Raw genomic sequence first — 18,742 nt, 5'->3', positions numbered from 1 at the left:
CCCGTGCGCTCAAACGCCGCGCGGGCTGGAAATGCCGCTGCGCGGCATCCCAGCCCCGCGGCCCATTCCAGCGCCGCCGGGCACCAATTCAGCCTCGCCGGCGTTTGAGGCGCGGGGGGGTCCGGGGGCGGAGCCCCCGAAACCGGCCCCACCGGGCAACCGTTCAGTCCCACCGCGCGCCCTTCCAGCGCCGCCGGGCATCCCATTTAGCCCCGCCGGCGTTTGAGGCGCGGGGGAGTGGGGGGGCGAAGCCCCGACGCCCGTCAGGGGAACGACAGCGCCGCCACCCGGTCCCGATACGTCCGCACGGCCGCCGCGTCACGATAAGGCTCGAGCCGCCGCTCGAAATCCCGCACGTACTCCACCGCCCGCACCGACCGCATCTCCATCGCCTGCTGCGCCGCCTCCGCCCCCAGCGCACACGCCTGGTCCAGTTCCCCCAGCCCCAGCCGCGCCGTCGCCAGGACGACCCGGCAGAACAGCCGGGACCGGGCGTAGGCCGGCGCGCGCAGCTGCAGCGAGCGTTCCGCGTGCTGCGCCGCCGCCCGGTACTGCTGGAGGTCCCGGTGGCTGTGCCCGAACTCGTCCGCCAGCTGCGCCTCGTCGAAGAACCGCGCCCAGTACGGCACGTCGTCCCCCGGCCGCGCCGCGCCCAGCGCCCGCTCGGCCCGGACCAGCGACGCCGTGGCCGCCCGTACCTCGCCCAGGACCGCGTGCCCCCGCGCCTCCGCCGCGTGCAGCAGCGCCTGCATCACCGGTGGCGGCCCCGAGCCCACGCCCTGCTGGGCCACCCGTGCCAGCTGGACCGCCTCCCGGCCGTGCCCCAGGTAGACCGCCTGGCGGCTCATCGTCACGAGCACGTACGAGCCGTACGGCCGGTCGCCCGCCGCCTGCGCCAGCCGCAGCGCCTGCACGAAGTACCGCTGGGCCAGCCCGTGCGCCGCGATGTCGTACGAGGTCCAGCCCGCGAGCCGGGTCAGGTCCGCGGCGGCCGCGAACAGCCGGCGCCCGGTGGTCTCCCCGTACGTGCCGCGCAGCATCGGCTCGGCCTCGTGCTCCAGGTAGCGCACCAGGGCCTGGCGGGCGTGGCCGCCGCCGTACGCCTGGTCGAGCGTGCGGAACAGCTCGCCCACCGACCGCAGTGCCGCGATGTCCCCGCCCGTCACCCGCTGCCCCGGCCCCCGGTCGATCTGCCGCTGGCGCGGCACCGACCCGCGGCCCTGCGCCGGCACCCGGGCGGCGGCGGCCGGGTCGGTGCCGCGGCCGACCCGTTCGTCGGCGCGGCCGATCAGCCAGTCGCGGCTGGGCACCACCAGCCCGGCGGGCGTGAACGCGATCTTGCGCAGTTCCGCGTGCGAACCGGAGTCCTTGCGCCACAGCCCGCTCGCGATGTCGACGGCCTCCTCGGGTGTCGCCGCGAACTCCAGGCCCGCGTAGACCGGGGCGCAGGCGTCCAGGCCGAGGTCCTGAGCCGACAGCCGCCGCCCCAGGCGCCGGGTGAAGACCTCGGCGATCAGTGCGGGGGTGGTGCCGCGCGGCTGCTGCCCGCGCAGCCAGCGGGTGACGGAGGTCTTGTCGTAGCGCAGATCGAGACCGTGTTCGAGGCCGAGCTGGTCGACACGGCGGGCGAGCCCGGCGTTGGAGAACCCGGCTTCCGCGATCAGCGCCGCGAGCTGCCGGTTGGGGACGCGCTGGGCAGGTCGTTCCGTCATCGGCTCCACGGTCTCCTGACGTGACGGACCGGGGTCCCGGCCCTGTGAACGGCGTGAATGTAGCGGCGAACTCCGCCCACACCGCCCGCTCTGCCCCACATTCATCCGATCGTGCGAAGAACCGGGAGGTCTCTTTACGGCCGCTGACGGCAGTGCCCCCTAGGCTGCGGCCATGACCCGCAGGTCCCCCCGACCGCATTCCGCCCCCGCGCCCCCTTCCGCACCCGCCTCCGGACCGGCTTCCGCGCCCGCCTGCGGACCGGCCTCCGGACCGGTCGTCGCCGAGTGCACCGCCCCGCTGCCCGCGCCCGAGCTCACCGAGGCCGAGTGCCGGCGCTGCGGCACGCTCATCGCGGGTCTGGACGGGCGGTACGCGTGCGGCGTGTGCGGCTGGGTCAACGACCACTCCGAGGGGCACCGGCGGCTGCCGCGCGCGGACGAGGACCCGGACCTGCCGCGACGCGGCCGCCGGCTCCCCAAGCTGCCGCCGGGACCACCCGAGGAGACGCAACCGGAGACGGGACCGGAGACGGGACCGGAGCCGGGACGACAGACGCGCCAGCAGCCGGGACAGCGGCCGGCGCCACGGCCCGGTACGGCGTCCTGACGGGGTCAGGACGGCGTCCGTACGGCCTTCTGTCGCCCTCCTGACAGGTCCCGGACGCGCCGCCGTACCCTTGCTGGAGCGATATGTGCACACAGCAGGTTCAACGAGGAGGCGCTGCGGTGGCTGAGCTGCGGTTTGTCCGTCTGGGCTTCGGCCCGGACGCGGTCGAGTACACCGAGGCGTGGGAGGAGCAGCGCCGGGTCCACGCCCAGCGTTTCGAGGACGCCGTCGGCGACACCTGCCTGCTGCTGGAGCACCAGCCCGTCTACACCGCCGGGCGGCGTACCGACGACAGCGAGCGGCCCCTCGACGGCACGCCCGTCATCGACGTGGACCGCGGCGGCAAGATCACCTGGCACGGCCCGGGCCAGCTGGTCGGCTACCCGATCATGAAGCTGCCCCGCCCGGTCGACGTCGTCGCGCACGTCCGCCGGCTGGAGGAGGCGCTGATCCGCACCGCCGCCGACTTCGGGCTGGAGACCACCCGTATCGAGGGCCGCTCCGGCGTCTGGGTGCTCGGCGACCCGGTCGAGGAGCGCCCCGCGATCGGCGGGCTCTCGCTGGACTTCGACCCGCGGATCGGCGACGACGAGTTCGACGCGCGCCTGAACGGTCCCGAGTACGCCCCCTCCAACGCCGGCCAGCGCCGCGAGGACCGCAAGCTCGCCGCGATAGGCATCCGCGTGGCCAAGGGCGTCACCATGCACGGCTTCTCGTTCAACGTGAACCCCGACAACACCTGGTTCGACCGGATCGTGCCGTGCGGGATCCGGGACGCCGGTGTGACCTCGCTCTCGTACGAGCTGGGCCGCGAGGTCACGATCGAGGAGGTGCTGCCGGTGGTCCAGCGGCACCTGAAGGACGTGCTGGAGAACGCCGAGCTGCGGCCGCGCGAGATCGAGGCAGCCGCCGGCGCCTGACGGGCGGGGAATGCGTCCGGGCTCCCGCAGGTTGGCCGGACGTAAGAGCGTACGAATTACGGGCGTACCCTGGTGGGCGCCGAGGAATCAAAGTCACAGGGAGCCGGTCGTGTCCGCAGTCGCACCCGACGGACGCAAGATGCTGCGCCTGGAGGTCCGTAACGCCCAGACCCCCATCGAGCGCAAGCCCGAGTGGATCAAGACCCGGGCGAAGATGGGCCCCGAGTACACCGCGATGCAGAGCCTCGTGAAGAGCGAGGGCCTGCACACCGTGTGCCAGGAAGCCGGCTGTCCGAACATCTACGAATGCTGGGAGGACCGCGAGGCCACCTTCCTCATCGGTGGCGACCAGTGCACCCGGCGCTGTGACTTCTGCCAGATCGACACGGGCAAGCCCCAGGCGCTGGACCGCGACGAGCCCCGTCGCGTGGGCGAGTCCGTGGTCACGATGGACCTGAACTACGCCACCATCACGGGCGTCGCGCGCGACGACCTGCCGGACGGCGGCGCCTGGCTGTACGCCGAGACGGTGCGCCAGATCCACCAGCAGACCGCGGGCCGTGAGTCCGGCCACACGAAGGTCGAGCTGCTGGCCCCCGACTTCAATGCCGTGCCGGAGCTGCTGGAGGAGGTCTTCGCCTCCCGCCCCGAGGTCTTCGCGCACAACGTCGAGACGGTGCCGCGGATCTTCAAGCGGATCCGCCCCGGCTTCCGCTACGAGCGCTCGCTGGACGTGATCACCAAGGCGCGCGAGTACGGCCTGGTGACCAAGTCGAACCTGATCCTGGGCATGGGCGAGGAGCGCGAGGAGGTCAGCGAGGCGCTGCGCGACCTGCACGCGGCCGGCTGCGAGCTCATCACCATCACCCAGTACCTGCGGCCCTCGCCGCGCCACCACCCCGTGGAGCGGTGGGTGAAGCCGGCCGAGTTCGTGGAGCTGGCGAAGGAGGCCGAGGAGATCGGCTTCTCGGGCGTCATGTCCGGCCCCCTGGTCCGCTCGTCGTACCGCGCCGGGCGCCTCTACCAGCAGGCGATGGAGAAGCGCAGCCGAGCCGGAGCGTAGGTCGAGGGAACGAGAAGCGCGCGGAGGTCTGAGCCGCGAGGCACCGTGAGGCGTCGTGAGACTCCGCACACCTCCACCCGTGTGAACTCACGCACAAATGATTACCAATCAGTAACACCGCACCGACGCGGCCCCTAGGCTCTTTCCAGGACGAGCCCGGCGGGCCGCGTCAATGTTTCATCATCGTTTGACCGCCGGGTCACGCCCTGGTAACACCAATCAGTGATGCTGGATCCACGCACCGCAACCACCCCGATGTGAGTTCCGAGAGAAGGATCGACACCATGCAGGCCGCGCCCGTTCGCGCCATCGCCATCCCGTCCTTCACCGACGCCCTCCGCGGCATCGAGTCGATGCTCATCCGCGGCGCCCGTCGCAACGCCTGGACGGCCGTCCTGGAGGACCGCCGCAGGGCCAAGGACCGGGTCGAAACCGAGCACGCGCTCGAGGCCGTGGCTACCCGGACGTCGTAAGCCACGTAAACTTCGCTACATGGCGAGGAAGTCAAACGCAGACACTGCTGCGAACCCCGGGCGACTGAAGCAGATCGCCCTGACGTACAAGATGACCCGTAAGGCCGATCCCAAGGTCGGTCTCATCGTCGCGGGCGTGGGAATCGTCACCTTCGGTGTCTTCCTTGCGATCGGCTTCCTGATCGGCCACCCGGTCTACCTGGGCATCCTGGGCTTCCTGGTGGCGTTCCTCGCGATGGCGATCGTCTTCGGGCGCCGGGCCGAGCGGGCTGCCTTCGGGCAGATGGAGGGCCAGCCGGGCGCCGCCGCGGCCGTACTGGAGAACGTGGGCCGTGGCTGGACCACGACCCCGGCCGTGGCGATGAACCGCAACCAGGACATCGTCCACCGCGCGGTCGGCCGGGCCGGCGTCGTGCTGGTCGCCGAGGGCAACCCGAACCGGGTGAAGACCCTGCTCGCGGCCGAGAAGAAGAAGATGGCCCGGATCATGCCGGACGTCCCGGTCCACGACATCATCGTCGGCACCGGCGAGGGCGAGGTGCCGCTCAAGAAGGTGCGCACGACGCTGCTCAAGCTCCCGCGCGTGCTGGCCGGCCCCCAGGTCACCCAGATCAACGACAAGCTGCGGGCCATGGGCGACCTCATGAGCAACATGCCGCTGCCGAAGGGCCCGATGCCCAAGGGCATGCGGATGCCGCGCGGCGGAAAGATGCGCTGAGCATCTCGTATACGAAACGGGGGCGCCCCGGAGCCAAGCTCCGGGGCGCCCCCGTTCTTATGGTTCTTTCGTTGTTGCCCGGATTCAGATCCGGACCTGGACGGCGCGGGCCAGCCGGTCGTGCAGGCCGCGGCCGTCGCGGTCCCAGACCAGGGCCGGGATCACCAGGCCGAGCAGCACCGTCCGCAGCAGGGCGCGGAAGAAGCCGAGCCGGCCACCGTCCTCCGCGATCACCCGGAGCCCGACGATCCGCTTGCCGGGGGTGAAGCCCACGGTGCCGACGGTCAGCAGGGCCAGGGCGAGGAACAGGGGCAGCGCCCAGTTCCCGGCGGCGACCCAGTCACGGTCGGTGATGAGGCCGAATGCGATCAGCTGGCAGCCCATCCAGTCGATGGCCACACCGCCCAGCCGGCGGCCGAAACGGGCCGCGGAGCCGGGCCCCGCCTGGGGCAGCCCGAGGCGCTGGCCCGGGTAGCCCAAGTCGACACCCATCTGCTCGACCGCCGCGCGGGGGCCTGAGAGCCACGATCCGATTGCTTCCCTGTTGTCCACTCGACCACGGTACCTGTGGCGCTCCAGAGCCCCTCCGCGGGGATCCGGTTAACTTGTGCGAAACAAATGGGTCATGCTTGAGAAATCCCGTCTGCTTATGGTCGGGTCAGCGTGCGGCACCGCACTGACGCACCACGGGCTATAAGCCCGACCCTCCCCCGGGGTCGGGAGTAGGAGGAGTTGGATGTTCCAGAACGCCGACGACGCGAAGAAGTACATCGCGGACAACGACATCAAGTTCGTAGATGTCCGGTTCTGCGACCTCCCGGGTGTGATGCAGCACTTCACGATCCCGGCGAAGGCGTTCGACCCGTCCGAGGAACTGGCCTTCGACGGCTCCTCGATCCGCGGCTTCCAGGCGATCCACGAGTCGGACATGGCGCTGCGCGCCGACCTCTCGACCGCCCGTCTGGACCCGTTCCGCCGCGACAAGACGCTGAACGTCAACTTCTTCATCCACGACCCGATCACGGGCGAGGCCTACAGCCGCGACCCCCGCAACATCGCGAAGAAGGCCGAGGCCTACCTCGCCTCCACCGGCATCGCCGACACCGCGTACTTCGGCCCCGAGGCCGAGTTCTACGTGTTCGACAGCGTGCGCTTCGCGACCTCCGCGAACGAGGGCTTCTACCACATCGACTCCGAGGCCGGCGCCTGGAACACCGGTTCCGAGGAGAACAACCGCGGCTACAAGGTCCGCTACAAGGGCGGCTACTTCCCGGTCGCCCCGGTCGACCACTTCGCCGACCTGCGCGCGGAGATCTCCCTGGAGCTCGACGCCCAGGGCCTCCAGGTCGAGCGCCAGCACCACGAGGTCGGCACCGGCGGCCAGGCCGAGATCAACTACAAGTTCAACACGCTGCTGGCCGCGGCCGACGACCTGATGCTCTTCAAGTACATCGTGAAGAACGTCGCCTGGCGCAACGGCAAGACCGCGACCTTCATGCCGAAGCCGATCTTCGGCGACAACGGTTCGGGCATGCACGTCCACCAGTCCCTGTGGCAGGGTGGCGACCCGCTCTTCTACGACGAGGCCGGCTACGCGGGCCTGTCGGACACCGCCCGCTACTACATCGGCGGCATCCTCAAGCACGCCCCGTCGCTGCTGGCCTTCACCAACCCGACGGTGAACTCGTACCACCGCCTGGTCCCCGGCTTCGAGGCCCCGGTCAACCTGGTCTACTCGCAGCGCAACCGCTCCGCGGCCATGCGCATCCCGATCACGGGCTCGAACCCGAAGGCCAAGCGCGTCGAGTTCCGCGCCCCGGACCCGTCCTCGAACCCGTACCTGGCCTTCTCGGCCCTGCTCCTCGCGGGCCTCGACGGCGTCAAGAACAAGATCGAGCCGATGGAGCCGATCGACAAGGACCTCTACGAGCTGGCCCCCGAGGAGCACGCGGGCGTCCCGCAGGTCCCGACCAACCTCGAGTCGGTCCTCCAGGCCCTGGAGAACGACAACGAGTACCTCCAGGCCGGCGGCGTCTTCACGTCCGACCTGATCGAGACGTGGATCGACTACAAGCGCACCCACGAGATCGCCCCGATCCAGCTCCGCCCGCACCCGCACGAGTTCGAGCTGTACTTCGACCTCTAAGCCGCACGCTGAAAGGCCCCGCCGCTCTCCCAGGAGAACGGCGGGGCCTTCGTGTCGCCTACGGCGCCGTCAGGCGTCTCCGGTGCCGAGGACGGCCATGCCGCGGGTCAGTTCGCGCAGGGCGCGGAGCGCCAGTTCCGATGGGGAGCCCGGGCCCTGGGGCGGGGCTTCCGTCGTGGACCAGACCTCCAGGGAGACGCGGATCGCGTCCGTGGCCGCCGCCGCCAGGAGGCGGACGGCCAGGGGGTCGGCCTCCGGGCCGGTCAGGCGGGCGATCACCGGGACCAGGCGTTCCTCGGAGTCCTGGTTGACGCGGTACCAGACGGCGCGCAGGGCCGGGTCGGCCTCGGAGGCGCGCAGCAGGCCGCGGGTCCAGTTCAGGCCCTCGGAGACGGCCACCGGGCCGGTCAGGGAGCGGGTCACCGCGCGTTCGAGGGCCTCGGCGAGCGGGGTGCCGGGCTCCTCCTCGGCGAGCAGGTCGCGCCACTCGTCGCCGCCGCCGGCCAGGAGCGGGGCCACGGCCTCCTGCTTGTTGCGGAAGTAGCGGTAGAACGTACGCAGCGCCACGCCCGCGCGGTGGGCGATGTCCTCGGCGGTGGTGCCGTCGGGGCCGTGCTCGGCGAAGAGTTCGCACGCGGCGCGGGCGATGTCGAGCTGGGTCGCGGCCTTGCGCCGCTCGGTCAGCGACTGGGCGCGCGGACCGTTCTGGGGGGAGTACGGACGAGGGGATTTCACCACCGCAGCGTACCCTCCGGTAGGGAGCGATCTAGGCATTCATTGACAGGGTGGCAATACGTGTCAGGGAGTCGGTACGCTCGGCTCATGAACCGTTACGAAGGACGTCGCGTCCTCATCACCGGCGGTGGCTCCGGCATCGGCCAGGCCACCGTCCAGCGCATCCTCGCAGAGGGGGGCCGGGTCCACACCGTGGACGTCAACGAGGCCGGCCTCAAGGCCACCGCCGACCGCGCCGTCGCCGACGGCGTCGCGGAGCGCCTGACCACCGCGGTCCTGGACATCTCCGACGAGAGCGCCGTCCGGGAGGGCGTCGCCGCCGCCGTCGCGACCCTCGGCGGGCTCGACGTCCTCGTCAACGCCGCCGGGATCCTGCGCTCGGAGCACACCCACAAGACCACGCTGGACTTCTGGAACAAGATCATATCGGTCAACCTGACCGGCACGTTCCTGATGGTCCGCGAGGCGATTCCGGCGCTGCTGGAGGGCGACCGCCCCGTCATCGTCAACTTCAGCTCCACCTCGGCGTCCTTCGCGCACCCCTACATGTCCGCGTACGCGGCCAGCAAGGGCGGCATCCAGTCGATGAGCCACGCGCTCGCCGCCGAGTACAGCAAGCAGGGCCTGCGTGTCGTCTGCGTCGCCCCCGGCTCGATCGAGAGCGGCATGACCACCGGTACCGGCCCCGGGCTGCCCGAGGACACCGACTGGAGCCTGTTCACCAAGCTCGCCCCGGCCATCGGCCAGGGCTTCGCCGGCCCGCAGACCGTGGCGGGCGTCGTCGCGATGCTGGGCTCCGAGGACGGCGCGTTCATCACCGGTACGGAGATCCGTATCGATGGTGGTACCCACTACTAGGGTCTGTCGGACCGGGTCCCGCGGGCCGCGCGCTCAGGCCGCGCGGAAACGTTCCCACAGCCGGGGGTAGCGCTCCGCCAGTGCGGCTTCGCTCTCGAAGTCCACCGGAGCGCCCTCCGGCTCGGCCGCCTGGAGCGGGATGCCCAGGTCCGGCGCCACCGAGCCGGTCAGCTGCTCGTACGCCTCGTCCGCGGCGTACCCCAGCTCCTCGCCGTCCCCGTCGATCTCCTCGTCGAACTCGCCCAGCAGCTCGGCCAGCGCGTCCGGATCGTGCACCCCGCCCTCGAAGACCTCCCGCCCCTGGCCGATGAGCCAGCAGCGGAAGGAGTCGAACGCGTCATCGCTCGCCCCGTTGAACAGGACGTACGCCGCGCCCCACAGGTCCCAGGTGTACGCCCGGTTGAACCGCGCCTCGAAGTGCCGGGCGAAGTCCAGGACGGAGTCCGGATCGAGCTGTGCCAGGCGCTCGACGAGCAGGTCGGCATGCTCCTCGGGGTCGCCCTCGGCGGCCTCGCGGGTGCGGTCCACGATCTCCCAGAACTCCGTCTCGTCCATCACGGGATCCAGCATCAGGGGTGCGCGTGCGCGCCGCCACTGCTCATACGGCCAAAGGCCGGTGCACGGCCCCCCGTTCGGCCCAGGTCGCACGCGGGGTCGTACGTACGGAAACTCCTTCAAGACGTACGAAACGCCCTCAAGGCGTACGAAACGCCGTCAAGACGTACGAACGCCGTGAGGCGGCCCGCCCCCTGCCGGGGTGGGCCGCCTCACGGGCGTCGGTGGTGCGTACGTACGGCCTACAGGCCGTAGCGCTCCCGGGCCTCCTTGACCGCCGAGGCCGGGACCTCGCCGCGGCGGGCGAGCTGGGCCAGCGCGGCGACCACGATGGACTGGGCGTCGACGCCGAAGTGGCGGCGGGCGCCCTCGCGGGTGTCGGAGAGGCCGAAGCCGTCCGTGCCCAGCGAGGTGTAGTCCTGCGGCACCCACTGGCTGATCTGGTCGGGGACCTGACGCATCCAGTCGGACACGGCGAGGACCGGACCGGGGGCGCCCTCCAGGACGCGCGTGACGTACGGGGTGCGCGTCTCGCCGCGCAGCAGCGCCTCGTCGCACTCCAGCGCGTCGCGGCGCAGCTCGCCCCACGAGGTCGCGGACCAGACGTCGGCGGCCACGTTCCAGTCGGCGGCCAGCAGCGCCTGCGCCTCCAGGATCCAGTGGATCGCCGTACCCGAGGCCATCAGCTGGATCTTCGGGGCGTCCGCCGCCGGGGCGTTCTCCAGCGAGGAGGCCTCGTTGAAGCGGTAGAGGCCCTTGAGGATGCCCTCCTCCACGCCCTCCGGCATGGCCGGCTGGACCTTCGGCTCGTTGTAGACCGTCAGGTAGTAGAAGACGTCCTCGGGGTTCTCCCCGTACATCCGCTTCAGACCGTCCTTGACGATCACCGCGATCTCGTACGCGAAGGCCGGGTCGTAGTTCAGCGACGCCGGGTTCGTGGACGCGATCAGGTGCGAGTGGCCGTCCGCGTGCTGGAGGCCCTCACCGGTCAGCGTGGTGCGGCCGGCGGTGGCGCCGACGATGAAGCCCTTGCCGAGCTGGTCGGCGAGCTGCCACATCTGGTCGGCGGTGCGCTGCCAGCCGAACATCGAGTAGAAGATGTAGAACGGGATCATCGGCTCGCCGTGCGTCGCGTACGACGTGCAGGCGGCGATGAAGTCGGCCATGGCGCCGGCCTCGGTGATCCCCTCGTTGAGGATCTGGCCGTCCTTGGCCTCCTTGTAGTACATCAGCTGGTCGCGGTCGACCGGCTCGTACGTCTGGCCCAGCGGCGAGTAGATGCCGGCCGACGGGAAGAGCGACTCCATACCGAAGGTACGGGCCTCGTCGGGGACGATCGGAACCCAGCGCTTGCCGGTCTCCTTGTCCCGCATCAGGTCCTTGACGAGCCGGACGAAGGCCATGGTGGTGGCCATCTCCTGCTTGCCGGAGCCCTTGATCAGCGGGGCGAAGGAGCGGTCGGCCGGAGCCGGCAGGGCCACGTGGTGGACCTTGCGGGCGGGGGCGGGGCCGCCGAGGGCCGCGCGGCGCTCGTTGAGGTACCGCACCTCGGGGCTGTCGGCGCCCGGGTGGCCGTAGGGCACGACACCGTCGGCGAAGGCGCTGTCCGGGATCGGGAGTCCGAGCTTGTCGCGCATGCTCTTGAACTCGTCGATCGTCAGCTTCTTCATCTGGTGGTTCGCGTTCTTCGACTCGAACCCGGCACCCAGCGTGTAGCCCTTGACCGTCTGCGCCAGGATCACCGTCGGCGCGCCCTTGTGCTCCAGGGCGGCCTTGTACGCGGCGTAGACCTTGCGGGGCTCGTGGCCGCCGCGGGAGGAGTGGAAGCACTCCGCGATCTTCGCGTCGGACAGTACGGCGGCCAGCTGCACCAGCTCGGCGCTGGCGCCGAAGAAGTGCTGGCGGATGTAGGCCACGTCGCGGGTCGCGTACGTCTGGAACTGCGCGTCCGGTACCTCGCGCAGGCGGCGTACGAGGGCGCCCGTGGTGTCGAGCTGGAACAGCTCGTCCCAGGCGGAGCCCCACAGCGACTTGATGACGTTCCAGCCCGCGCCGCGGAACTGGGCCTCCAGCTCCTGGACCACGCGGAAGTTCGCGCGGACCGGGCCGTCGAGGCGCTGCAGGTTGCAGTTGATGACGAACGTCAGGTTGTCGAGCCGCTCGCGGGAGGCGAGGGCGAGGGCCGCCGTCGACTCGGGCTCGTCCATCTCGCCGTCGCCCAGGAAGGCCCAGACGTGCGAGTTGGCGGTGTCCTTGATGTTCCGGTTCTGCAGGTAGCGGTTGAACCGCGCCTGGTAGATCGCCGAGAGCGGGCCCAGGCCCATGGAGACCGTGGGGAACTCCCACAGCCAGGGCAGCCGCCGCGGGTGCGGGTACGAGGGCAGGCCGTTGCCGCCGGACTCCTGGCGGAAGTTGTCCAGCTGCTGCTCGGAGATGCGCCCGTCGAGGAAGGCGCGGGCGTAGATGCCGGGGGAGGCGTGGCCCTGGATGTAGAGCTGGTCGCCCGACCCGTCGGCCTCCTTGCCCCGGAAGAAGTGCTGGAAGCCGGTCTCGTAGAGCCAGGCCGCCGAGGCGAAGGTGGCGATGTGTCCGCCGACGCCGTACTTGGAGCCACGGGTCACCATCGCGGCCGCGTTCCAGCGGTTCCACGCGGTGATCCTGGCCTCCATCTCCTCGTCACCCGGGAACGCGGGCTCGGCGGAGGTGGGGATGGTGTTGACGTAGTCCGTCTCCAGCAGCTTCGGCAGGGCGAGCCCGGCGGCCTCGGCGTGGTGGAGCGTACGACGCAGCAGGTACTCGGCGCGGCGCGTACCGGCGGCCTTGGCGACGGCGTCGAGGGACTGCGCCCATTCGGCGGTCTCCTCGGTGTCGCGGTCCGGGAGCTGGTCGAGCTCGCTCGGAAGCTTTCCTACGGGGTCGGACATCGGTGTGCGCCGCCTTCCGGACTAAGGAGGGGGGTGAAGAAGGAACCCTGACGGGCAGGACAGGGTCGACGGACCCGATGGGGCCCGCCGTCGACTGTAAATCCCTGATCGATGATCGATCAAAGAAAAGTGTCGAAAAAATGGCCGAAAGCCAAAAGTAGGCACTGCGTGCCGCGCCAAGAGGCACGCAGTGCCGGGCAAAGCCGGGCAAACGGTCCTGTCAGGCGCGCGGCGCGCAGCCGAGCACATGCCGCTTCACGAGCAGCCCGATCTCCGGATCCTGGTTCCGGAACGCCTGCACCAGCGCCTCGTGCTCCTCCGCGTACGACTTCTGGACCGTCCCCAGCCAGCGGATCGACAGCGCCGTGAACACCTCGATGCCCAGGCTCTCCCAGGTGTGCAGCAGCACGCTGTTGCCCGCCGCCCGCACCATCTCCCGGTGGAACCCGACCGTGTGCCGCACCTGCGCCGTGCCGTCCTCGCTGCGGTCGGCCTCCCACAGCGCCGCCACGTGCGGTTCCAGCTTCGAGCAGTCCAGCGCCAGGCGCGGGGCGGCCAGCTCGGCGGCGATCTGCTCCAGGCCGGCCCGGACCGGGTAGATCTCCTCCAGGTCCGCCGCCGTCAGGTTGCGCACCCGTACGCCCTTGTTCGGCGCCGACTCGATCAGCCGCAGCGTCTCCAGCTCGCGCAGCGCCTCGCGCACGGGCGTCTGGCTGACCTCCAGCTCCACCGCGATCCGCCGCTCCACGATGCGCTCACCGGGCTTCCAGCGCCCGCTGACGATGCCCTCCACGATGTGCTCGCGGATCTGCTCGCGGAGCGAGTGCACCACGGGTGGGGTGATCATCGGGGCGTCATCTCCTGGAGGGTCGCGCAGGGGCCGGGATGAGAGTACTGATGCGTGGACAAGTACTGATGCGTAGACAATACGGCGGCGCCCCCGTCCGGGAGTATCCCGGACGGGGGCGCCGACGGTGAGGCTGGTTACAGGCAGGCCCCGCAACAGCCCTTACAGGCCGAGCTCGACCTCGAACTCGCCGGCTTCCAGGATCGCCTTGACGGCGGTCAGGTAGCGGGCGGCGTCCGCGCCGTCGACCAGACGGTGGTCGTACGACAGGGTCAGGTACGTCATGTCGCGGGCGCCGATGACCGTGCCCTCGGGGGTCTCCATGACCACCGGACGCTTGACCGTGGCACCGATGCCCAGGATGGCGACCTGGTTCGGCGGCACGATGACCGTGTCGAACAGCGCACCGCGCGAGCCGGTGTTGCTGATGGTGAAGGTCGCGCCCGACAGCTCGTCCGGCGTGATCCTGTTGCCGCGGACCTTGGCGGCCAGGTCGGCGGTCGCCTTGGAGATACCGGCCAGGTTGAGGTCACCGGCACCCTTGATGACCGGGGTCATCAGGCCCTTCTCGGAGTCCACGGCGATGCCGATGTTCTCCGAGTCGAAGTAGGTGATGGTGCCCTCGTCCTCGTTGATCCGGGCGTTGACGACCGCGTGGGCCTTCAGCGCCTGGGCGGCGGCCTTGACGAAGAACGGCATCGGGGAGAGCTTGACGCCCTCGCGGGCCAGGAACGACGCCTTGGCCTTCTCCCGCAGCTTCATGATCTTGGTGACGTCCACCTCGACCACGGAGCTGAGCTGCGCCTGCGAGTGCAGCGCCTTCATCATGTTGTCGCCGATGACCTTGCGCATGCGGGTCATCTTGACGGTCTGCCCGCGCAGCTCCGAGACCGCGGCGGCCGGAGCCTTGGCGGCCGGGGCGGCAGCGGCGACCGGGGCGGCAGCGGCGGCCTTGGCGGCCTCGGCGGCGGCCAGGACGTCCTGCTTGCGGATCCGGCCACCCACGCCGGTGCCCTGCACCTGCGCCAGGTTCACACCGGACTCCGAGGCCAGCTTGCGCACCAGCGGGGTCACGTACGCACCCTCGTCGCCGGTGACGGCCGGGCCGGCCGGGGCCGGGGCGGCCACGGGGGCCGGAGCGGCGACCGGAGCCGGGGCCGGAGCGGCGGCGGCGGGCGCGGCCACGACCGGAGCCGGGGCGGCGACCGGAGCGGCCGGAGCCGGGGCCGGGGCGGCGGCCGGAGCGGCGACCGGAGCCGGAGCCGGAGCGGCAGCCGGAGCCGGGGCCGGGGCGGCGGCCGGAGCCGGGGCGGCGGGGGCCGGGGCGGCCGCGGGGGCGGCACCGGCGGCACCGACGACCGCCAGACGCGCGCCGACCTCGGCGGTCTCGTCCTCGCCGACCAGGATCTCCAGCAGCGTGCCGGAGACCGGCGACGGGATCTCGGTGTCGACCTTGTCGGTGGAGACCTCGAGCAGCGGCTCGTCGGCCTCGACCGTCTCGCCGACCGACTTCAGCCAGCGGGTGACGGTGCCCTCGGTGACGGACTCGCCCAGGGCGGGCAGCACGACGTCGGTACCGGCGGCCGGGGCGGCGGCGGCCGGAGCGGCCGCGGGGGCCTCGGCGACCGGAGCCGGGGCGGCGGCGGCCGGGGCAGCAGCGGCCGGAGCCTCGGCCTCGACCGGCTCGGCGGCCGGAGCCGGAGCGGCGACCGGAGCACCGGTGCCGTCGTCGATGACGGCCAGCTCGGCGCCGACCTCGACCGTCTCGTCCTCGGCGACCTTGATGGACGCCAGAATGCCGGACACAGGGGAGGGGATCTCGGTGTCGACCTTGTCGGTCGACACCTCGAGCAGCGGCTCGTCGGCCTCGACGCGCTCGCCCTCGGCCTTCAGCCAGCGGGTGACAGTGCCCTCGGTGACGCTCTCGCCGAGCGCCGGAAGGGTTACGGAAACCGCCATGGTTTCAGTTGCTCCTAACGGAATTGCGGAAGTGGTCGTCGCGCCCGTGACTGCTAGTCGTGGGAGTGCAGCGGCTTGCCGGCGAGGGCCAGGTGGGCCTCGCCCATCGCCTCGTTCTGGGTCGGGTGCGCGTGGATGAGCTGCGCGACCTCGGCCGGCAGTGCCTCCCAGTTGTAGATCAGCTGGGCCTCGCCGACCTGCTCGCCCATCCGGTCACCGACCATGTGGACGCCGACGACGGCACCGTCCTTGACCTGGACGAGCTTGATCTCGCCCGCGGTCTTGAGGATCTTGCTCTTGCCGTTGCCGGCCAGGTTGTACTTGAGCGCGACGACCTTGTCCGCGCCGTAGATCTCCTTGGCCTTGGCCTCGGTGATACCGACGGAGGCGACCTCCGGGTGGCAGTACGTCACCCGCGGCACACCGTCGTAGTCGATCGGGACGGTCTTCAGACCGGCCAGGCGCTCCGCCACCAGGATGCCCTCGGCGAAGCCGACGTGCGCGAGCTGGAGGGTGGGGACGAGGTCACCGACGGCCGAGATGGTCGGCACGTTGGTCTGCATGTACTCGTCGACCAGGACGTAGCCGCGGTCCATCGCGACGCCCTGCTCCTCGTAGCCCAGGCCCTGCGAGACCGGGCCGCGGCCGACGGCGACCAGCAGCACCTCGGCCTCGAAGGTCTTGCCGTCGGCCAGCGTGACGCGGACGCCGTTCTCGGTGTACTCGGCCTTGTCGAAGAAGGTGCCGAGGTTGAACTTGATGCCGCGCTTGCGGAACGCGCGCTCCAGCAGCTTGGAGCTGTTCTCGTCCTCGACCGGGACGAGGTGCTTGAGGCCCTCGATCACGGTGATGTCGGAGCCGAAGGACTTCCACGCCGAGGCGAACTCGACGCCGATGACGCCGCCGCCCAGGACGATCGCGGACTCGGGCACGCGGTCCAGGACCAGCGCGTGGTCCGAGGAGATGATGCGGTTGCCGTCGATCTCCAGGCCCGGCAGCGACTTCGGCACGGAGCCGGTCGCCAGGAGGACGTGGCGGCCCTGGATGCGCTGGCCGTTCACGTCGACGGAGGTCGGGGAGGAGAGGCGGCCCTCACCCTCGATGTAGGTCACCTTGCGGGAGGCGACCAGGCCCTGCAGACCCTTGTACAGGCCGGCGATGACCTCGTCCTTGTACTTGTGGACACCGGCGATGTCGATGCCCTCGAAGGAGGTCTTCACGCCGAACTGGGCGGCTTCGCGAGCCTGGTCCGCGACCTCGCCCGCGTGCAGCAGAGCCTTCGTGGGGATGCAGCCGTTGTGCAGGCAGGTGCCACCGAGCTTGTTCTTCTCGATCAGGGCAACGTCCAGACCCAGCTGGGAAGCGCGCAGCGCCGCGGCGTAACCGCCACTGCCACCGCCGAGGATCACTAGGTCGAAAACGGTGCTGGCGTCGTTCGCCACGTCACGTCCTCCATGCATGTGCGCCGGGCACCGGTCCTCTGTGACCGGGCGGCGGCTGGTAATCGGCCGCTTTTTCTTCGGCCCTGTGGTGGGGGCCCTGTCCTGCCGAGAACCCATCTTCGCATTTGTCGGCGGCATGCGGGACGGCGGGCCCGTTACCTAGGGGTAGGAATCCACCGGATCAACAAGGTTTCGTCATGGGCGAACGCACCCCCGGCCCCGCCGGGGGTGCGCAGCGTCACATACGGCTCAGCCCAGGTCGCCCGTGGCCGTGCGCTCGGCCAGCCGCACCAGGGTGCGCACGGCGGAGCCGGTGCCGCCCTTGGGGGTGTAGCCGTACGGCGCGCCCTCGTGGAAGGCCGGGCCCGCGATGTCCAGGTGCGCCCAGGTGATGCCCTCGCCCACGAACTCCTGGAGGAAGAGGCCGGCCACCAGGCCGCCGCCCATGCGCTCGCCCATGTTGGCGATGTCGGCGGTCGGGGAGTCCATGCCCTTGCGCAGGTCGGCGGGGAGCGGCATCGGCCAGGAGGCCTCGCCGACCTCCTCGGCGATCTCGTGGATCGACGTACGGAACGCGTCGTCGTTGGCCATGATCCCGAAGGTGCGGTTGCCCAGGGCCATCACCATCGCGCCGGTCAGGGTCGCGACGTCGACGATCGCGTCCGGGTTCTCCTCGGAGGCCTTGGTCAGCGCGTCCGCCAGGACCAGACGGCCCTCGGCGTCGGTGTTGAGGACCTCGACGGTCTTGCCGCTGTACATGCGCAGCACGTCGCCGGGGCGGGTGGCCGAGCCCGACGGCATGTTCTCCGCGAGCGCCAGCCAGCCGGTGACGTTGACCTCCAGGCCCAGCTTGGCCACCGCGACGACGGCGGCGAACACGGCGGCGGCGCCGGACATGTCGCACTTCATCGTCTCGTTGTGGCCGGCCGGCTTCAGGGAGATGCCGCCCGAGTCGTAGGTGATGCCCTTGCCGACGAAGGCGAGGTGCTTCTCCGCCTTGGCGTGGGTGTAGGACAGCTTCACCAGGCGCGGCAAATTCTCGGAGCCCTTGCCGACGCCCATGATGCCGCCGAAGCCGCCCTTGACGAGCGCCTTCTCGTCCAGCACCTGGACCTTGATCCCGTTCTCCTTGCCGGTCGTCTGGGCGACGGCGGCGAAGGCCTCGGGGGTGAGGTCGTTCGGCGGGGTGTTGATCAGGTCGCGGGCGATGTTCACCTCGGCGGCGACGACCTTCGCACGCTCCGCGGCGGCCTTGTGGTCCTTGTCGCGCGGCTTGGCGCCCAGCAGGGCCACCTCGGCCAGCGGCTGCTTCGGGCCGGCGTCCTTGCCCTTGCCGTTCTTCTCGCCGCCCATGTAGGCGGTGAAGGCGTACGCGCCCAGCAGCGCGCCCTCGGCGACCGCGGTGACGGCGGAGGCGTCCTCCAGCGGCAGCGCGAACGCGGCCTTCTTGGTGCCGGTCAGCGCCCGCGCGGCCGCACCGGCGGCGCGGCGCAGCGCCTCCTCGTCGTAGGACTCGTCCTTCTCCGGTACGGAGCCGAGGCCGACCGCCAGCACGACCGGGACCTTCAGGCCGGCCGGCGCGGGCAGCTTGGTGACCTCGCCGTCGGCGCCCGAGGCACCCAGGGCGTCGAGCACGGCGGCCAGCTTGCCGTCGAACGCCTCGTCCACGGCCTCGGCGCCGGCCGCGACGACGGGACCCTTGGGGCCCTTCGCCACACCGACCACGAGGGCGTCGGCGCGCAGCGTCGCAGCGCCGGCAGTGCTGAGAGTCAGAGCAGTCACG

Annotated in this window: 16 protein-coding genes; 7 read left to right on the top strand and 9 right to left on the bottom strand. The window is 71.0% G+C overall.

The window, feature by feature from the left end:
* Positions 1-263: 263 nt before the first annotated feature.
* Positions 264-1,712, bottom strand: a complete 1,449-nt coding sequence (locus ACIPXB_RS12380; protein ID WP_401447994.1) for a regulator — start codon at positions 1,710-1,712, stop codon at positions 264-266.
* A 172-nt stretch (positions 1,713-1,884) separates the two neighbouring features.
* On the opposite strand from ACIPXB_RS12380, the gene ACIPXB_RS12375 reads away from it, so the two are divergent.
* The 5 genes from ACIPXB_RS12375 (at position 1,885) to ACIPXB_RS12355 (ending at position 5,493) form a co-directional block, all read left to right on the top strand.
* Positions 1,885-2,319, top strand: coding sequence for a hypothetical protein (locus tag ACIPXB_RS12375; RefSeq protein WP_401447993.1), 435 nt, complete (start codon positions 1,885-1,887; stop codon positions 2,317-2,319).
* A gap of 119 nt (positions 2,320-2,438) precedes the next feature.
* Positions 2,439-3,239, top strand: a complete 801-nt coding sequence (lipB, locus tag ACIPXB_RS12370) for a lipoyl(octanoyl) transferase LipB (RefSeq protein WP_401447991.1) — start codon at positions 2,439-2,441, stop codon at positions 3,237-3,239.
* Positions 3,240-3,348: 109 nt separating this feature from the next.
* Positions 3,349-4,302: a lipoyl synthase gene (gene lipA / locus ACIPXB_RS12365; RefSeq protein ID WP_401447988.1), complete on the top strand. Its 954-nt coding sequence runs from the start codon at positions 3,349-3,351 to the stop codon at positions 4,300-4,302.
* Between the two features lie 284 nt (positions 4,303-4,586).
* Positions 4,587-4,775, top strand: a complete 189-nt coding sequence (locus ACIPXB_RS12360; RefSeq protein ID WP_401447985.1) for a hypothetical protein — start codon at positions 4,587-4,589, stop codon at positions 4,773-4,775.
* A gap of 19 nt (positions 4,776-4,794) precedes the next feature.
* The gene (locus ACIPXB_RS12355; protein WP_401447982.1) at positions 4,795-5,493 is read left to right on the top strand and encodes a DUF4191 domain-containing protein; all 699 of its coding nucleotides are present in this window, start codon (positions 4,795-4,797) and stop codon (positions 5,491-5,493) included.
* Positions 5,494-5,577: 84 nt separating this feature from the next.
* Here ACIPXB_RS12355 and ACIPXB_RS12350 read toward each other — a convergent pair whose 3' ends face one another.
* Positions 5,578-6,045: an RDD family protein gene (locus tag ACIPXB_RS12350; RefSeq protein ID WP_401447980.1), complete on the bottom strand. Its 468-nt coding sequence runs from the start codon at positions 6,043-6,045 to the stop codon at positions 5,578-5,580.
* A 184-nt stretch (positions 6,046-6,229) separates the two neighbouring features.
* On the opposite strand from ACIPXB_RS12350, the gene glnA reads away from it, so the two are divergent.
* Positions 6,230-7,639 (top strand): type I glutamate--ammonia ligase, encoded by a 1,410-nt coding sequence (gene glnA / locus ACIPXB_RS12345; RefSeq protein ID WP_401447978.1) that lies wholly within the window; start codon positions 6,230-6,232, stop codon positions 7,637-7,639.
* A 69-nt stretch (positions 7,640-7,708) separates the two neighbouring features.
* Here the strand turns inward: glnA and ACIPXB_RS12340 are convergent, their stop codons facing one another.
* Complete coding sequence (locus tag ACIPXB_RS12340) at positions 7,709-8,374, bottom strand: TetR/AcrR family transcriptional regulator (RefSeq protein ID WP_401447976.1); 666 nt, start codon at positions 8,372-8,374, stop codon at positions 7,709-7,711.
* Positions 8,375-8,461: 87 nt separating this feature from the next.
* On the opposite strand from ACIPXB_RS12340, the gene ACIPXB_RS12335 reads away from it, so the two are divergent.
* The gene (locus tag ACIPXB_RS12335) at positions 8,462-9,232 is read left to right on the top strand and encodes an SDR family NAD(P)-dependent oxidoreductase (RefSeq protein ID WP_401447973.1); all 771 of its coding nucleotides are present in this window, start codon (positions 8,462-8,464) and stop codon (positions 9,230-9,232) included.
* Between the two features lie 33 nt (positions 9,233-9,265).
* Here the strand turns inward: ACIPXB_RS12335 and ACIPXB_RS12330 are convergent, their stop codons facing one another.
* From ACIPXB_RS12330 to ACIPXB_RS12305, 6 genes are all read right to left on the bottom strand, one after another.
* The gene (locus ACIPXB_RS12330; RefSeq protein ID WP_401448300.1) at positions 9,266-9,787 is read right to left on the bottom strand and encodes a DUF4240 domain-containing protein; all 522 of its coding nucleotides are present in this window, start codon (positions 9,785-9,787) and stop codon (positions 9,266-9,268) included.
* Between the two features lie 242 nt (positions 9,788-10,029).
* Positions 10,030-12,711, bottom strand: coding sequence for a pyruvate dehydrogenase (acetyl-transferring), homodimeric type (gene aceE, locus ACIPXB_RS12325; RefSeq protein ID WP_401447971.1), 2,682 nt, complete (start codon positions 12,709-12,711; stop codon positions 10,030-10,032).
* A gap of 220 nt (positions 12,712-12,931) precedes the next feature.
* Positions 12,932-13,555, bottom strand: a complete 624-nt coding sequence (locus ACIPXB_RS12320) for a GntR family transcriptional regulator (RefSeq protein WP_401448297.1) — start codon at positions 13,553-13,555, stop codon at positions 12,932-12,934.
* A 165-nt stretch (positions 13,556-13,720) separates the two neighbouring features.
* A complete protein-coding gene (gene sucB / locus ACIPXB_RS12315) occupies positions 13,721-15,517 on the bottom strand; it encodes a 2-oxoglutarate dehydrogenase, E2 component, dihydrolipoamide succinyltransferase (protein ID WP_401447969.1) in 1,797 nt (598 codons plus the stop codon).
* A gap of 53 nt (positions 15,518-15,570) precedes the next feature.
* Positions 15,571-16,959 (bottom strand): dihydrolipoyl dehydrogenase, encoded by a 1,389-nt coding sequence (gene lpdA / locus ACIPXB_RS12310; protein ID WP_401447966.1) that lies wholly within the window; start codon positions 16,957-16,959, stop codon positions 15,571-15,573.
* Between the two features lie 249 nt (positions 16,960-17,208).
* The gene (locus ACIPXB_RS12305; protein WP_401447963.1) at positions 17,209-18,741 is read right to left on the bottom strand and encodes a leucyl aminopeptidase; all 1,533 of its coding nucleotides are present in this window, start codon (positions 18,739-18,741) and stop codon (positions 17,209-17,211) included.
* Between the last annotated feature and the right edge of the window lies 1 nt (position 18,742).

Source organism: Streptomyces sp. NPDC090022, from assembly GCF_044748145.1.
Classification (GTDB): Bacteria; Actinomycetota; Actinomycetes; order Streptomycetales; family Streptomycetaceae; genus Streptomyces.
This window is presented reverse-complemented; position numbering and strand designations above follow the sequence as displayed.

What these genes read in the sequence shown, in the direction of transcription:
- ACIPXB_RS12375 (WP_401447993.1), top strand. Translation starts at nt 1,885, where the DNA reads ATGACCCGCAGGTCCCCCCGACCGCATTCCGCCCCCGCGCCCCCTTCC.
- ACIPXB_RS12380 (WP_401447994.1), bottom strand. Translation starts at nt 1,712, where the DNA reads ATGACGGAACGACCTGCCCAGCGCGTCCCCAACCGGCAGCTCGCGGCG.
- glnA (WP_401447978.1), top strand. Translation starts at nt 6,230, where the DNA reads ATGTTCCAGAACGCCGACGACGCGAAGAAGTACATCGCGGACAACGAC.
- aceE (WP_401447971.1), bottom strand. Translation starts at nt 12,711, where the DNA reads ATGTCCGACCCCGTAGGAAAGCTTCCGAGCGAGCTCGACCAGCTCCCG.
- ACIPXB_RS12355 (WP_401447982.1), top strand. Translation starts at nt 4,795, where the DNA reads ATGGCGAGGAAGTCAAACGCAGACACTGCTGCGAACCCCGGGCGACTG.
- ACIPXB_RS12335 (WP_401447973.1), top strand. Translation starts at nt 8,462, where the DNA reads ATGAACCGTTACGAAGGACGTCGCGTCCTCATCACCGGCGGTGGCTCC.
- ACIPXB_RS12330 (WP_401448300.1), bottom strand. Translation starts at nt 9,787, where the DNA reads ATGGACGAGACGGAGTTCTGGGAGATCGTGGACCGCACCCGCGAGGCC.
- sucB (WP_401447969.1), bottom strand. Translation starts at nt 15,517, where the DNA reads ATGGCGGTTTCCGTAACCCTTCCGGCGCTCGGCGAGAGCGTCACCGAG.
- ACIPXB_RS12360 (WP_401447985.1), top strand. Translation starts at nt 4,587, where the DNA reads ATGCAGGCCGCGCCCGTTCGCGCCATCGCCATCCCGTCCTTCACCGAC.